Annotated in this window: 12 protein-coding genes; 5 read left to right on the top strand and 7 right to left on the bottom strand. The window is 46.8% G+C overall.

Annotated elements, in window-relative coordinates; all coding sequences use genetic code 11:
* Window positions 1-87 precede the first annotated feature (87 nt).
* From BMY78_RS28460 to BMY78_RS28440, 5 genes are all read right to left on the bottom strand, one after another.
* The gene (locus tag BMY78_RS28460) at window positions 88-1,290 is read right to left on the bottom strand and encodes a Ger(x)C family spore germination protein (RefSeq protein WP_090904611.1); all 1,203 of its coding nucleotides are present in this window, start codon (window positions 1,288-1,290) and stop codon (window positions 88-90) included.
* On the bottom strand, window positions 1,287-2,384 hold the full coding sequence (locus tag BMY78_RS28455; protein ID WP_090904610.1) for a spore germination protein: 1,098 nt from the start codon (window positions 2,382-2,384) through the stop codon (window positions 1,287-1,289). Before BMY78_RS28455 ends, BMY78_RS28460 begins: the two co-directional genes overlap by 4 nt.
* A gap of 27 nt (window positions 2,385-2,411) precedes the next feature.
* A complete protein-coding gene (locus BMY78_RS28450) occupies window positions 2,412-4,106 on the bottom strand; it encodes a spore germination protein (RefSeq protein WP_090904609.1) in 1,695 nt (564 codons plus the stop codon).
* A gap of 147 nt (window positions 4,107-4,253) precedes the next feature.
* Entirely contained in the window at window positions 4,254-5,204 is a 951-nt protein-coding gene (locus BMY78_RS28445) for a methyl-accepting chemotaxis protein (RefSeq protein ID WP_371129202.1), read from the bottom strand.
* Between the two features lie 305 nt (window positions 5,205-5,509).
* Window positions 5,510-6,343, bottom strand: coding sequence for a MurR/RpiR family transcriptional regulator (locus BMY78_RS28440; protein ID WP_090904608.1), 834 nt, complete (start codon window positions 6,341-6,343; stop codon window positions 5,510-5,512).
* Window positions 6,344-6,547: 204 nt separating this feature from the next.
* On the opposite strand from BMY78_RS28440, the gene BMY78_RS28435 reads away from it, so the two are divergent.
* The 4 genes from BMY78_RS28435 to BMY78_RS28420 all read left to right on the top strand — a co-directional run bounded on the left by BMY78_RS28435 (window position 6,548) and on the right by BMY78_RS28420 (window position 10,960).
* Window positions 6,548-7,435 carry a DUF8171 family membrane protein gene (locus BMY78_RS28435; protein ID WP_090904607.1) on the top strand — a complete coding sequence of 296 codons (888 nt, stop codon included), beginning with the start codon at window positions 6,548-6,550 and terminating at the stop codon, window positions 7,433-7,435.
* Window positions 7,428-9,314, top strand: a complete 1,887-nt coding sequence (locus BMY78_RS28430) for an ABC transporter ATP-binding protein (RefSeq protein WP_090904606.1) — start codon at window positions 7,428-7,430, stop codon at window positions 9,312-9,314. The genes BMY78_RS28435 and BMY78_RS28430 overlap by 8 nt, the downstream gene beginning before the upstream one ends.
* Entirely contained in the window at window positions 9,289-10,116 is an 828-nt protein-coding gene (locus BMY78_RS28425) for an energy-coupling factor transporter transmembrane component T family protein (protein WP_090904605.1), read from the top strand. The genes BMY78_RS28430 and BMY78_RS28425 overlap by 26 nt, the downstream gene beginning before the upstream one ends.
* Window positions 10,117-10,180: 64 nt before the next feature.
* A complete protein-coding gene (locus BMY78_RS28420) occupies window positions 10,181-10,960 on the top strand; it encodes a PHP domain-containing protein (RefSeq protein WP_090904604.1) in 780 nt (259 codons plus the stop codon).
* Window positions 10,961-11,049: 89 nt separating this feature from the next.
* Here BMY78_RS28420 and BMY78_RS28415 read toward each other — a convergent pair whose 3' ends face one another.
* Complete coding sequence (locus BMY78_RS28415) at window positions 11,050-11,493, bottom strand: VOC family protein (protein WP_090904603.1); 444 nt, start codon at window positions 11,491-11,493, stop codon at window positions 11,050-11,052.
* Between the two features lie 88 nt (window positions 11,494-11,581).
* On the opposite strand from BMY78_RS28415, the gene BMY78_RS28410 reads away from it, so the two are divergent.
* Entirely contained in the window at window positions 11,582-12,586 is a 1,005-nt protein-coding gene (locus tag BMY78_RS28410) for a helix-turn-helix transcriptional regulator (protein ID WP_090904602.1), read from the top strand.
* Window positions 12,587-12,701: 115 nt separating this feature from the next.
* On the opposite strand, the gene BMY78_RS28405 is transcribed toward BMY78_RS28410, so the two are convergent.
* Window positions 12,702-13,865 carry an MFS transporter gene (locus tag BMY78_RS28405; protein ID WP_090904601.1) on the bottom strand — a complete coding sequence of 388 codons (1,164 nt, stop codon included), beginning with the start codon at window positions 13,863-13,865 and terminating at the stop codon, window positions 12,702-12,704.
* Window positions 13,866-13,975: the final 110 nt, after the last annotated feature.

Here is a 13,975-nt window from a genome sequence, read left to right as displayed (position 1 = left end):
TATAAATATAGCGATCTATCATGTTTGTGTCAACTATTAAATATCATCATCCACTTTGTAGAGTAAAGAGAATCTTATTCCTTGTGATTAATCCGTCGATGATCCAGAATCTTTAATATTCAGTTTCACATCATAGGTTACGGGAACGTGACTGAATGTTTCATCCCAATCTTTTTTCACTTTTTTCCACACCTTCGGATATTTGATCCTCAGCTCTTCACCAAATCCGGCCACGTCCACCCGATAGGTACGCTGCATTTTATTCATAACCTGCTGTATTTGTTCTTTGATTGTATCCGCAAACTGTATCTCCAATTTACGAATATACTTGTCCGTTGAAGGGATTTCCGGGGAACTCCAATCTTCCATGAGTTGGCCTTCTGATTCAATCTTTACATGAAAAGAGATGTTGTTGCCTTGAACCAGTGGTATGATTTTACTCTTGGTAGACTTGATTTCATAGGTTACCGTATGGCCATTGGGTGGAGCGTATGATTTAACAGCTCCTTGCTGGGCCTTCCCTGTGATCCATGACAATCCTTCGAGTTCAATCTGATTTATAGAGCCGATCCATTTTTTCGTCTCTCCTTTGTAGATCCCTGCCCCTGAGAATTTATGCTCACCCTCGGCTGTAAGGACATTCTGCAACAAAAAGCTTGACCCGGACTGCATTTTCCCGTCAAGCTTCGCAAGAGACACAGGAGGAAGGATCTTGTTGGAACGGTACGAATTCCCTACCACTCCCTTTAAATAAAAGGCCGGAACTTCTCCCGGCTCTATAGAACTAAGAGCTTCGTGAGCTGTTCCATGGCTTACTAAAACCAGACAACTGGGGCGGATATCATTATCACGCAAAATAAAGTCAAGCAGCTGCTCCAAACTATATTTCTTGGACAACTCATGAGAAACAACGATGACCTTTAAATGATGACCAATGAGTGGACGGTCTCTTCTTAGAGCAAACTGACGAAAGATCTGAAACAGGGAATCTCCAGTCAACCTTTCATTCAAAAAAGATTGCCCTTCGGAAGCACCTGTGCCTTTTTGAGTATCCTGTTTGGGGCCGATTCGTGGAACAATCTGTACGGTAGCCGTTAAATTGTTGTTTTTGGGATAATGGCCTCCTTGTTCATTAATACTCTTTTCAAATTTCGATTCCTCAGCCACGTCCAGTCCCACACCCACATAAACGCTTAGATCTTCAATCTCTTTACTGCTCCAACATCCTGAGGTAAACATTAGCAGCAACCCCGATAACCCAATGGTTAATTGTCTTCTGAATCTGCTCAATTGTGTTTCCCTCCTTTTTTTCGGATCATGCTCAACAGTAAAAGTAATAACGGTACGACACCAAACAGATAAATGGACACATTCCCGACCGCATCTCCCAGTTTGAACGTGTCGTTCGCATTATCCGGTAACATAGCAATGATGTAAATGATGGGAAGCAAAATGATCATCCAAGACAGCTGCTTTTTCTTAAACAATTGCGAACATCCGAGAGAAGCGGCATAATGGGTAATGGTAAACGTAGAGAAAATCTGCATAATCCAGATCACCAGCAGCAAGGATTCAAATCGTTCAAAGACCAATCCCTCAATCTCAAAGCTTCGCATCAAGTCAAGTGTTGGCCACGTTCTTGTTTTCATGCCTTCAATGGATAAGCTGCCAATGACCATAACCAAGGTGATGAAATAGATCCCCATAGGAATAAGGATGCCCCAGACCATGGCCTTTTTCCCCTTCTCCGGGTTTTTCATAAAAGCCATAATCACAAACATGATTTCATACCCCGTATACGCCAGTGTCGTAGGTTTAATTCCTTTAACAACAGGCATAATTCCATCTCCCAGCACAGGTCTCAAATTGTTGATCTCAAACAATTCACTGCTCAAAAAAATGGCCAGCACAAAAAGAATAAGCGTAATGGGTAAAATGATCTCATACAAGCGAGCCATGGAGTTGACTCCACCTGTGATGAGATAAAAACCGACCCACATAAACACCATGACAATGGCCCATACCGGGGTGCCCTCCAATAAATATAATCCGGTGACATCAGCCATTACCCTGATCTCAAAAGCAGCGATGATAATGAAATACACGATGATCGTTATTCCCAAAATATAAGCGATCCACTTGCCTGTAATTTCCTCAGTGAACTGGAATACCGTCTTCCCTGGAAATCGTCGGCACAGAGTCACCAGGATTATACCCATCACCATAACTAACAGACCGGATAATATTATTGAAATCCATACGTCAGGCGTACCTGCAGCCGTCACCGTGGTTCGAGGAAGTGTCAGGATTCCTGCCCCCAACATGTAGTTGATGATAAAGGCTGCGGCTTGAACTGTCGTCAGTTGGTCTTGTTTACGATTCATGGTTCACCTCCTGAATATCCGATATGCCTACTTTTTGCGATCAGGGTCTTTGGGATGCATCATACTTGGACGCTTCTTCATCATTCCTAAAGGTGCCCGAATAAAGAAATCTTTCCAATCCGATAAGCTGTAAGGCACAGCCGGAGTGACATAAGGTACTCCAAAGCTTTTTAACCGAACGAGATGACTGCAGAGCAACAAGAAAAACATGACTACTCCAAACAATCCATAGATCGCCGCACTGAACATTCCTACAAAGCGCAATATACGAAGTGTTATCCCGGCACTATATGTAGGGATGGAGAACGAAGAAATCGCAGTGACTGCCACAACAATAACCAGAAACGGGCTGACAATTCCGGCCTGTACTGCGGCATCCCCAATAATCAGACCACCTACGATACCCATTGCGGGTCCAATTGGCTTGGGTAGACGAATGCCTGCTTCCCGCAAAATTTCAATCGAGGTCTCCATAATCAGCGCCTCAATAACAGACGGGAAAGGCACACCTTGTCTGGTTTGAATAATGGTTAAAGCTAGCTTGGTCGGAATAAGACCCGGATGGAATGAGATAAAGGAGATATACAAAGCAGGTGCTAGCAGTGCAATCGTAGCAGCCAAGAAACGAAGCATACGCAGAAATGTCCCCGGAATCCAGCGCTCGTAATAATCTTCGGGAGATTGAAGCAGCATGCTAAAAGTCGATGGCACTATTAATGCAAATGGTGTCCCATCCAGTAAAATAGCTACACGCCCTTCTAACAACCCACTGACTACGCGGTCGGGCCTCTCTGTATTCTGTACCTGTTGGAAGGGGCTAAGCTCATCATCTTCAATCAGTTGCTCCACATATCCGGATTCCAGCATGATATCCATATCCAGGTCCTGCACTCGTTTTTCCACCTCAGCGACAAGGTCGGCATTGGCAATGTCCTCAATATACGCAATAACCAGTTCCCTTTTCACCCTGGTACCCACCTGGTGTTTGGTCATAAACAAGGCATTGTTGCCTCCGAATTGCCGCAATATTCCGGTATTATCGCTTAACCGCTCGGTAAAACCGATCCTTGGCCCGCGAAGCAATGCCTCCGAGACCGGCTCTTCCAGACTGCGGCTTTTCCCCTTGGCTGAACCAACAATAAAAGCTCCGGAAATACCTTCAATAAGTAGAGCATTTTTACCATGAAGCACTGCTTGTGCTGCTTCTTGCAGTGTCTCGACTTCCAGTAGTTCACCAACCGGTAAAAGACTACACCTGACGTAAGCTCTGAGTTCATTTTCTTCTATCGGTTCTTCAAATATATTCTGCTCTGTGTCGGGGACCCCCCTAATCATTAGAGGCGTGAAGATGTGAGTATCTAACCGATCATGATCGACCAATCCTTCCACATAGATAACAGCCGCTGGGGTATTCGTTCCTCTTATAGCAAACTCCCGTATACATACGTCTGAATTTTGACCAAATGTAGTTTTTACACTAATCAGATCCTTAGCATAATCCCCGGTAAGTCGAATATTTGCGTAACTTCCTGTCTCTTCATTAGAAGAAGTTTTGGACGATTCCTCCTGATTGGAATGAACATTATTTGAAAAGGTTCCTTTTTTTAAGGATGATCGCAACCACTGGTATCCTTTCATACACAATATCGGCACCAAAAATAATAAAAAGGCCTGTGCCCAAATAGGCCAATCCGGCAAATAAGAAAGTATTTTCGACCACATCCGGCTCACCCCATTATCTAGACTTCCTTGGTATCACTGAGTATTGTTTCCTTGATTGCTCACAATAATTCCCGTTTATTGAACAACAAAAAAGCAGATGCCTCTATTGGCACCCGCTTCCCTACAGAGTTATGGAGTTTATCATATCTATACGATTTTGGTTACGTGTTGCGCCTTCGCATCCAGTAAATGTGCAGACGCCGCAATGGTTGTAAAATCATTCAACGCCACCTCAATTTGCTGCTGACTTCGCTCCACGTAACCTTCAACCTCCTGTGTCCCGCCAGAGATGTTCGTAATTTCTTTGGTGATCCCATTCACACTATCCCGAATCTCATTAATGGAATTTTCGACCATGGCCGAAAGTTTCCGTACTTCCTTGGCTACAACATCGAACCCGCGACCATATTCGCCTGCATGAGCTGCTTCAATCGCAGCGTTCAGGGCCAGAAGCTGGGTCTGCGACGCAATTTCGCGAATCGTTTTGACAACTCCCTGGATAGAACGAGCCTGTTCTTGCAAGTGATTCAGTGTCGCTCGATTGTGGGCGGAAACTTCAGATATATACATGATACTGGACATCAACTCACGGCTTCGCTCAATACCGATATCGGCATGTTCGTTCAAATCATGTGACATCGTCTTCAGTTCATTAACTACAGCTGAAATATTGTTCTGACGGGTCGTGATGTTTGTCGCTATTTTGGACACACCTAGTATGTTCTGGTTCATTTCATCATAGACAGGCATATATGTTGCCTCAAGCCATACGGGATTTCCCTTTGCATCTTTGCGTTCAACCTTGTCCTGGAAGCTGGTACCGTTAAAAATACTGCTCCAAAACGCATTATAGTCAGGGCTTTTCACGAATTCATCGAAACAAAATTGCTCATGCTGCATACCATACATCTCGCCTACCGTATAACCCATCGTCTGGGCAAAGACTTCATTTACATACGTAACCCGTCGCTCCATATCGAATCGAATGATAGCCAGACTTTTCTCCATGGCCTTAATGACCAACGCATCGGTGACAACATCTTTTTTTTCCATATCTACTATAGGCAAAGCGATCCCCACTCCCTGACTTCTTCCCATGATTAAACCGTTCTCATTCTGGCAGTTCCTGCTGTATTGCAATTATGTATCCAACTGAATAGAGACGACTCTATTATTGTATACTCCAATTGCAGTCAATTGGATCACTCCCAAATCAATTTTTAACAATGCGGTTACGGTTTGCCTTTTTATACCCAATAAACTAACCGTCTAAACATTATTTTTCATGAGGAAATTCTAACACAAAAAGAGGCGGAGTAACCGCCCCTAATTATGGTATAACCTTCCATACCTCTGATGTTATCTGTAGTCGTTTCTGTGCATTAAGCTGCTCTGTTCATCTATCAGCCTCGCGGCAATTTGTCTGCATATCGACTGCGCAGATCAGCGAGTCGTTCCAGCTTGGACAGCGCATGCTCCTTCTGCCTCAAACCCACCGCCAGTACCAGTTGTTCCATCAACAGGAGTGGAGTAACCATGGAATGAAATTCGCCAAGCTCCCCTCTGCTAACGTAAAAAGATAACTCCGTCGCCAAGCCATACAACAGGTCTTCCCGATCTGTTACAAGTACGGCTTTGCTGCCTGTATCTCTGGCATAATCCAAAATGACCTCTGCCTCAGGCAAGAGCCTTGTAAAGCACATCAGCAGCACAACATCCTCCCGCTGCATGTGCATCAGTGATTCCAATAATTCATGACCACCTCCGGCGAGGTGGATGACGGTCAATCCGAATCGGGATAGCCGAAAGGACAATAATTCCGCCAAACCAGCGGAAGGTCCTGGAGCATATACATATACTCTTCGTGCTTCTGCAAGGATGGCTGCTGCGTGCTCCAGATCTCCATGCTTCATATGAGACAACGTCTCCTGCAAATGGCTGACGGAGGCCTCCAGTAACTGAACGGGAAGGCTGTCCGTATCCATACGGGATATGGTTTTATTTAATTTGAGCGCAGGTGTAGTGTCTTCGGATGTACGAAGCCGGATTTTGAACGCTTTGGCATTATCATATCCAACCGCCCGCCAGAAACGAGATACGGTCGCAATACTGACCCCCAGCCTGTCGGCAATCTCTTGTTCTGTCATGAACAGAATCTCTTCCGGATTGCGTTCAACAAAATCAGCAATTTTCAGATGGCCTGGAGACAGCTGTTCTTTATGAGTAAACAAATTCATTCCGTATGCACTCCTTTTCTCGCTCTGCACTCAGTATATCAGTTGAGAGAATAAGAAGTGGTTTATGTTTGTAATATTTTTTTCATCAATTTTAGATTATGTAATAAAAATTACATTTGATTTACAAATGTCTTCTTTCCCGTTAATACTCCGCCCCTAGACTGTGGCTATGATGATCACCAACTTTCAGGGAGGTATGTAACGATGAAGAAGATGACTGAGCGTTATACGCTGACGTCTTCACAGAAAATGATGGTGTTTGTGCTTTCCATGTCACTGTACGGCTTGTCCAACATGTTCACAGAGCTTATTCCCAAGCTCCAACTTGGACCGATTGAATTGTCTGTTGAGTACTTTGCCTTCATTCCGTTGACACTTTGCATTTTGTTCCACCCCATGATTGCTGCCCTTGGTGCGGCTCTTGGTGAAGTGATCTTCGGTGAGCTGATGCTGGGGCAATTCGGCGGACTGGGCGAGCTGGAGAAATTCATTACCTTTTCCTTTGCCATGTATGTCGCAGGGCGTATGGTCAGTGATCCTCGCAACCGCAGACAGGTCGGAATCGCAGCCATGACGGGAGTCGTCATTCATCAGTTCCTCAGTTCACTGGTGGATATCGGTAAAGTGTGGATTGGTGTAGAGCAGCTGGAAGCTGTCCCTGGCCTTGCGGAAAGTGTTGTACTGATCGAAGGGGTTGGCTTTCTGAATGACGTACTGTTCTCAGGCATCCTGTTCGCTCTGCTGCCTACGCTGTATCTCGTACCTCTGCTCTATGGCAAAATTGAACCCCTGCTCGGCATCAAACCTCGTAATCCAGGGATGAAATATGAAGGAATCGGCTTCTTCCGTCCGAAACTGATCCTGATTGGTGTGCTGCTGCTTGCACTTGCCTTTGGAGCGGAATCCCTGTCCGAAATGGATATCAACTTCGCTGTTTGGGAGACGGACTATGCAGATCAATATGGTTCGGCATCAATCTGGATTAGTATCGGAGCTGCCGCACTGGTTGCCGTGGTGACATTACTGGTCATGCGTGCTAAACGGAGCAAAAACAAAACGGTACCTGGTACGGAGAACAGCCCTTATGCATAATGAAATGTCCACACCATCTTCTGTTACCCCATCGGATTCTGCCATTTCCATTCAAAATGTCATCTTTACGTATCCTGGCTCGGAAGAGCCTGTCCTGAACGGAGCTTCGCTTGAACTCCCACGAGGCAGTTTTACAGCCATTATTGGGGGCAACGGCTGCGGCAAATCCACCCTGTGCAAGTTGTTCAATGGCCTTATTCCTCAATTCTACACAGGAGACTTCTCCGGTGAAGTTAATGTACTTGGCATGTCTGCCGAAGGCCGAAGTGTTGCAGACCTGTCCAGAAAGATCGGTTACGTCTATCAGGATTTCGACAACCAGCTCGTACGGCCCACCGTCTTGGACGAGGCTTGCTTTGCACCACTCAATTACGGACTGCCCAACTATCGGGAGCTCGGTGAACGCGCACTTGCCATGTGTGGGCTGGATGCCATTCATAACCGATTCATCTGGGAATTGAGTGGTGGGCAAAAACATCTGCTCGCTCTGGCCGGAGCTCTGTCGCTCGACCCGGATATCCTGATCGTGGATGAACCTGTCTCACAGCTTGACCCGCAGCATGCGAGACTCATCTATGAGTGCCTTTCCAGATTGAATATGGAATATGGTAAGACGATTATCGTCATCGAACACCATACTGAATTTATCGCTGACTTTTGCGCAGATGTGGTACTGATGGACAAAGGCCGGGTCTTGTGGAATCTTCCTGTTAGGGAAGGCTTGAATCGCATTACTGATCTGGAGCAGCTGGGCATTCAACCTCCTGAGGTGACACGTGCCTCTATCCAGGCTGCGGAGTTAACGCAGGGAATAAAAACAAATGCGGACCCGTCAAGTTCAGGACAACGCTTCCCAATTACGGTGGAAGAAGCAAACGTTTATTTTGCCGACAATTACCTATCCATTCCATCCGTTTCTTTGCAAAATAAACCTTCATCCGATTCGAACTTGGCACGCGACGTTCCCAATCAGTTGGTGAATTCCGAGCGCCTAACGATTGCTTCTGCGGCTGAACCGTTGATCCCTATTGTACAGTTTCATCAAACCCGACTGCGTTACAGAGGACTGGGCAAAAAAGAACATGAAGTCATTCGTGGTGTTAATATTTCACTCCATGAAGGAGAACGGATTGCCTTGATTGGCAACAATGGTGCCGGCAAATCCTCCTTACTGAAGCTGATGGCTGGTATTAGCCTGCCTCAGGAAGGCACCGTCAGTGTTCTGGGTGAAGTTACGCACCGTTCCTCTTTGGAGCAGCTGGCGGGTAAAGTCGCCTATATTTTTCAGAACTCTTCTGAAATGTTCATCGAGGACAGTGTTCGCAAAGAAGTTGCGTATTTCCTGAAGAACCGTCGCATCCCGGATGCTGACCAGCAAGTTGCACATGTACTGGATCGTTTTCGACTTACTCCGCTGCAAGAGCGGGATGCCCGGCTTCTCAGTGGTGGACAACAGCGACGCGTCACACTCGCCATCGGGGCAGCCATGAAACCTTCTCTTATGCTGCTGGATGAGCCCACCGCCAATCTGGACCTTGCCACTCGCGAGGAACTGATAGGTGTACTGGATGAGCTGGACCAACATGTGCGAACAACCGTGATTGCCACGCATGACATGCAGCTGGTTACCCAGTGGGCCAGTCGGGTTATCGTGCTTCACCATGGTCAGGTGGAAGCAGAGGGCACACCTGCTGACGTGTTTGCGGATGAATCCCTTCTGCGCCGCTCCGGACTTGCGCTTACACAGATCATGGAGCTCTCCCATCGAATGGGACTGCCGACACTTTCACCGACAACCGAGGCTTTTGTTGATAACCTGTTGACTCAATCACTCACCAAGGAGGATATGCATCATGCAGCTTGTCCGCAACTGGTTTGACAAAATATCCATTGAACGCATTCAGCTTGAGCTGATGAATACTGTATATGGCAGCGGGCATGCCAGCCTGTCGCGGATTGATCCTCGTGTCATGCTGATCTGGTATCTCTTTTTTGCCATCGTTCCCTGGTTTGTTCATAACGGGACTGTGCTGCTCGGCATGTTTCTGTTGATGGTGACTACCACCATACTGTCCAGAGCCGCTCCTTTTATCATTATCATTCTTTGCCTGGGGTTGATCGGTCAGGTCGGGTGGATGTTTATCATCTCACTGTTCTTCGGTGGCAACCTGGAATCTGCATTGCCCCTGCTGCTGCTTACCCTGAAGCTGTCGATTGTCTCGCTGGCGAGTATCACCGTCTTTTCGGGCATGGACCCGGAACGGATTGGCGATGGGTTGCTTGCGCTCGGCATGCCTGCGACGTTCTCCTTCAGCCTCTCTTATGCTTACCGCATATTGCCGGTGTTGTTCGGTGAATTCCGCAACATCATGCTGTCCTACAGACTGCGGGGTCAGGTTCCCTCCCGGCACGGATGGCTCTACTGGCGGCTCGTTGTCTACTATATGAAGCTATTCGTCGTGTCCTTCTTCCCACTCATGCTGGCTACCGCCAAACGTTCTCGCACAACGGTGGAAGCACTGGAGACACGCGGTTTCTCGTACGGCATGAAGCATCCTGAGTCCAAACGCCTGAAGCTCGCCCATCTGAAAATCACCTCACGTGACCTCGGATTTCTCGCCGGATCGGCAATCTATGTTGTACTGCTGTTTTGGGTCGGCGGGTATTACGAGATTCTGTAATTCAAAATAAAATGCAGTAACTATTCATACCATTAACCATTCATGGAATAAAGGAGTGTCTTCTATGCGCATTGATCTTCATACTCACGGCAAATTATCCAAAAACTCTGATTTCTCGGTTGATTACTTCACCGAAATGGTCAACGAAGCCAAAGCCAGCGGGCTCGAAGCCCTCGCGCTCACTGAACATTTTAACACCCGCAACTTCTACGAGGTCTATGAGACGCTGGATCGTCTCTATCCATATAACGGAGAGTACTACGAGGCAGATGGACTGCGCATTTTTCCTGGCATGGAAGTGGATATTCAGGAGACAGGACATATTTTGCTGGTGGGCCAAAAAGAACATATCCTTGCCGTCCGCAGCGGCCTGGAACCATATACAGCCAAAGGTTCATTCATTCCTTTTGCAGAACTCTTGGATTTGGCCGAAGCCTGGCCATTGCTCAAAATTGGCGCACACCCTTTCCGCGAATCCACCCCGCTGTATCAACTGGACCGTGATTTGTTGGGACGTTTGGACGCTTTTGATCTGAACGCCAAGGATATGTACCAATACGGCATCGAGACGTGCCGCGGGCAGGTTGAACCATTCGCCCAGTCCCTCGGCAAACCGGTCACTGCCGGAAGCGATACCCACCAGTGTCTGCAATACGGCAGTGTATTCAATGTGCTGGATCGTCCATGCGCGTCGGTTGCCGAGCTTAAAGAGCAGATTCTCGCTGGTACGTACAGCATCGAAATCTCCAACGATCTTCCTCTCCGTGTCAAAGCCTCCGTTATGCTGAAGAAAGTGATGAAACGTCTCGCCAAGCTGGAAGCTGCCCTTTTGCAGAAAGTTTAGAGAAAAGAAAACGATAACTTCTAAAGGATTCAAAATGAGCCCAAAGGATATACATCCTTCAGGCTCATTACGGATTCACTTTTACCTCATTAAAAATCATGCACCGTCACACAAAGCTGAATCACGATTCCGAACGGATCACGCACAATTCCATACCCCGGACTAAACTCATTTTGCTCATAAGGCACCAACACCGTAACCTCATCATGTTGAACCAGCGAATGATACAGCTCCGTCATCGTACTTTTGTCTTTCGATTGAATGCATAGTGACGTGCTGTTTCCCAGCTGCCACGGTCGACTCGTATCCATTTCTTCCTCAGCAATCATCAATTTGTTTACCCCGATCTGGAGTACCGAATGTGTAATATATTCATCCTGCCCTTCAGGACACTCGAACCCCGGATTCATTTCCTTCATCTCTTTGTAATCTTTCTTGAACAACACCTTAGCCCCCAGGTACTTTTCATAAAAAGCAATGGCTGCCGCAGCGTCTCCATTCATCGACAGAAACGGGATCACTTCAAAATTCATCTATGTTGCCTCCTTCGTTTGATTGGCTTACACTGTTTACTATAACGAAAAAAGGTGCCAACCTATGGCACCATTGAGAGGTTTGTTTATGAAAAAATCAGAACGCATGAACCAGATGCTGCGCTTTATCAATCAAAAACAGCACTTCACCCTGCAAGATCTCATGCAGGAGTTTCAGATATCCAAGAGAACCGCATTACGAGATATCGCGTCATTGGAAGAAATCGGTGCTCCCCTTTATGCCGAATATGGACGTTATGGGGGATATCGTTTGCTTCAGCAAATGCAGCTGCCGCCCATTTCGTTTAATACGAGTGAGCTTCATGCTCTATACTTTGCCATGCAGGCATTGCGCAGCTTTACCAACCTGCCCTTTCAGGTCTCTTTTCGCTCCATTCACGAGAAGTTTCTAAGTGCCCTCTCCGAAAACCAGAGACAGGATATTGAACAAATCCAGCATCGAGTCTCTTTTCGACACACCGAGCAAATCCGGGATAGTGAACATCTGGAGTTTCTATTAATGGCCGCTGTTCAGAATATAGTGATACAGATTACGTATCAGCACATTCGCAGCAGCAGCAGTAGCCCAGACAACAATTCCAATCCCGACAAACCCAAGCCCGGCATACGCACCATTCAGCCAATCGCCCTCTATGCGATGAAAGGCTACTGGTATTGCCAGGCGTATGATCTGGGTAAACAGGCGTACCGTGTGTTCCGATGTGACCGAATCACCTCATGCGAGGTGACAGATATCGAACCTATTCCACATATTAATGAACTCAATCTACAGGATACCCACTCGTTATGGAAACCCTCAGCTGATGCCATCCCATTCAAATGTCTGATCAATGAAGCCGGGGTTGAGCTGTTCCAGCAAGAACCGTTTCCATCCATGCGGATCATTCACGAATCTGGAACTGATACTGGACTTACTGGATACGCCTATTTAGTCGGGTCGTATGAAGCCCATGAGCTTGAGTTCATCATTCGTTATCTCGCCAGCTTCGGCAAGACCATCAAGATCATGGAGCCCAATACCTTAAGAGAATCCTTAAGACAGCACTATCTGGATTTACTCGACCATGTTTAACTCTCGCCGCCAACTAACCACTTGCAATGTTTGCCCGCAACAGGAACGATGATACCTCAAGAGACCTCATCGCACATCGATATCCATCTTTTTTCGTCAAACTCTGGACTCTGATTTACCATGCGCTTTTTTTATTGCCTATCGCCAACTGAACCATGATTTGCAGCACAATGATTATAGCCAGACCATAGAACGCTTGAACAAAGCTGCCTGTGGTATCATGGAGCCAGCCGATCGCCAGTGGACCAAGCGCGCCCAGAATGTAACCGCCCGATTGGGTCATGGCTGACCAGGCGCTGGCTTCCTGAGCATTATTTGTCTCATCAATCGGCAGCATCAGAGCGATCGGGAACAGTCCCCCGGCCCCAATGCCGAGTGGGATTGCGGCCAGCCAAGGACTGACGGACAGGTTCAGCATTAAAACTCCTATCAACTCCATTAACGCACATCCAACAAGCCAGAATACACGTCTTTGGTAACGGTGAACGAGCATTGGAATGAATAACGTAGATGGCAATGAAATTAACGTAAATAACGTTTGGATGCTGCCGGCAGTCTCTTTCGTATATCCTTGGCTCTGGATCGCAGGCGCAAGCCATGCAGTCAATGAATAGAAGATCGCTGCCATCAATCCGAAGAACAATGTCAGTACCCATGCTCGACTATTTTTCACTGGAAGAGCTTCAACATTCACAGTAGAAATCTGCCCCGTTTGTCGATCCTTTCGTGCTGACAAGGCTAATTTCATCCAGACGGGCAAAGCAATGACGGCGAGCAATGCCCACATCGCTAACGATCCCTTCCACGAACCCCCCAGGAGATTTTGAAGGGGAACCGATAGTCCAACACTAATGCTGGCCCCCACAACCATTGCTGTAGAGTAGATCCCCACCATGGCAGCAACTCGCGTAGGGAAGTACTGCTTGATAAAGCTAGACAACAACGGACCAGCCAATGCAATCCCTACACCGGATAGAAATGAAGTAAACATCATCAGAGGTGCTGCACCCACGAACAACCGCAATGCCGTACCTATTCCAATGAGGATTAATGCCAAAACGATCGCGCCTTCATTCCCCCACCTCCTGCTTAGCTTTACGGAAAATGGAGCGAATATACCCATACATAATACGGGAAGCGTAGTTAACAGACTTGCTGCAATTCCGCTAATACCCAGATCACTTTGTATGGTACTCATTAAGGGAGAAATGGATGTAATGGGTGGTCGCAGATTCAATGAAGCCAGAATAAGCGCCAGAACGATATAAAACAGTTTCACTATGGATCACCTCATGTATTGTTATATAGCTGCATTCACTAATGATCCAGGCTGTAGATCTTTTTGTGGTGCAAGACTAGTATAGAATTATTATAATGATTGAACAATAC

Origin of the sequence: Paenibacillus sp. OK076, assembly GCF_900110055.1 — a bacterium.
Classification (GTDB): domain Bacteria; phylum Bacillota; class Bacilli; order Paenibacillales; family Paenibacillaceae; genus Paenibacillus.
Note: the sequence above shows the minus strand (reverse complement) of the source record. Positions and strands in the feature narration are given on the sequence as shown.

Coding starts and splice junctions, on each gene's coding strand:
- BMY78_RS28425 (WP_090904605.1), top strand. CDS start 9,289: ATGCAGCTTGTCCGCAACTGGTTTGACAAAATATCCATTGAACGCATT.
- BMY78_RS28445 (WP_371129202.1), bottom strand. CDS start 5,204: ATGGGAAGAAGTCAGGGAGTGGGGATCGCTTTGCCTATAGTAGATATG.
- BMY78_RS28415 (WP_090904603.1), bottom strand. CDS start 11,493: ATGAATTTTGAAGTGATCCCGTTTCTGTCGATGAATGGAGACGCTGCG.
- BMY78_RS28450 (WP_090904609.1), bottom strand. CDS start 4,106: ATGTGGTCGAAAATACTTTCTTATTTGCCGGATTGGCCTATTTGGGCA.
- BMY78_RS28430 (WP_090904606.1), top strand. CDS start 7,428: ATGCATAATGAAATGTCCACACCATCTTCTGTTACCCCATCGGATTCT.
- BMY78_RS28440 (WP_090904608.1), bottom strand. CDS start 6,343: ATGAATTTGTTTACTCATAAAGAACAGCTGTCTCCAGGCCATCTGAAA.
- BMY78_RS28410 (WP_090904602.1), top strand. CDS start 11,582: ATGAAAAAATCAGAACGCATGAACCAGATGCTGCGCTTTATCAATCAA.
- BMY78_RS28420 (WP_090904604.1), top strand. CDS start 10,181: ATGCGCATTGATCTTCATACTCACGGCAAATTATCCAAAAACTCTGAT.
- BMY78_RS28435 (WP_090904607.1), top strand. CDS start 6,548: ATGAAGAAGATGACTGAGCGTTATACGCTGACGTCTTCACAGAAAATG.
- BMY78_RS28455 (WP_090904610.1), bottom strand. CDS start 2,384: ATGAATCGTAAACAAGACCAACTGACGACAGTTCAAGCCGCAGCCTTT.